This window comes from Campylobacter sp. RM9331 (assembly GCF_020137685.1).
Classification (GTDB): Bacteria; Campylobacterota; Campylobacteria; order Campylobacterales; family Campylobacteraceae; genus Campylobacter_E.
Genome location: NZ_JACGBA010000049.1, coordinates 1 through 1365, shown reverse-complemented (window position 1 = coordinate 1365; position 1365 = coordinate 1). Strand labels below are relative to the sequence as shown.

The 1365-nt window shown below is 43.9% G+C and carries 1 rRNA gene; it reads left to right on the top strand.

Annotated features, from left to right (window positions below):
- Positions 1-179: 179 nt before the first annotated feature.
- Positions 180-1365 (top strand): 16S ribosomal RNA (locus AVBRAN9331_RS09680); the annotation flags it as partial.

Below are 1365 nucleotides of genomic sequence, written 5' to 3'. Positions count from 1 at the left end.
GTTATTTTAAATAGTTTTATTGTTAATTTTAAATATATCAATTATTTCAACGTCAATCTTTGATATCTAAACAAGTGATCAAGAGCCATTTAAAACTTTCTTATATATAAGTTTTAAATCATTCACTTCATTATTTTATTTATTTTTTAATTTTTCATAATTAAAAAATAATCATTTAAATTATGGAGAGTTTGATCCTGGCTCAGAGTGAACGCTGGCGGCGTGCCTAACACATGCAAGTCGAACGATGAAGTCTAGCTTGCTAGACGGATTAGTGGCGCACGGGTGAGTAATGTATAGCTAACTTGCCCCTTACAAGAGGACAACACTTAGAAATGAGTGCTAATACTCTATACTCCGCTCTAACATAAGTTAGGGTGGGAAAGTTTTTCGGTAAGGGATAGGGCTATATTGTATCAGCTAGTTGGTAAGGTAATGGCTTACCAAGGCTATGACGCATATCTGGTCTTAGAGGATGATCAGACACACTGGAACTGAGACACGGTCCAGACTCCTACGGGAGGCAGCAGTGGGGAATATTGCTCAATGGGGGAAACCCTGAAGCAGCAACGCCGCGTGGAGGATGACACTTTTCGGAGCGTAAACTCCTTTTTTACAAGAAGAATACTGACTGTATTGTAAGAATAAGCACCGGCTAACTCCGTGCCAGCAGCCGCGGTAATACGGAGGGTGCAAGCGTTACTCGGAATCACTGGGCGTAAAGGGCGCGTAGGCGGAGTAGTAAGTTGGATGTGAAATCTAATGGCTTAACCATTAAACTGCATTCAAAACTGCTATTCTAGAGTAAGGGAGAGGCAGATGGAATTAGTAGTGTAGGGGTAAAATCCGTAGATATTACTAAGAATGCCAATTGCGAAAGCGATCTGCTAGAACTTAACTGACGCTAAGGCGCGAAAGCGTGGGGAGCAAACAGGATTAGATACCCTGGTAGTCCACGCCCTAAACGATGTATGCTAGTTGTTGGAATGCTAGTCATTTCAGTAATGCACCTAACGGATTAAGCATACCGCCTGGGGAGTACGGTCGCAAGATTAAAACTCAAAGGAATAGACGGGGACCCGCACAAGCGGTGGAGCATGTGGTTTAATTCGAAGATACGCGAAGAACCTTACCTGGGCTTGATATCCTAAGAACCTTGTAGAGATACGAGGGTGCTAGCTTGCTAGAACTTAGAGACAGGTGCTGCACGGCTGTCGTCAGCTCGTGTCGTGAGATGTTGGGTTAAGTCCCGCAACGAGCGCAACCCACGTATTTAGTTGCTAACAGTTCGGCTGAGCACTCTAAATAGACTGCCTTCGCAAGGAGGAGGAAGGTGTGGACGACGTCAAGTCATCATGGCCCTTA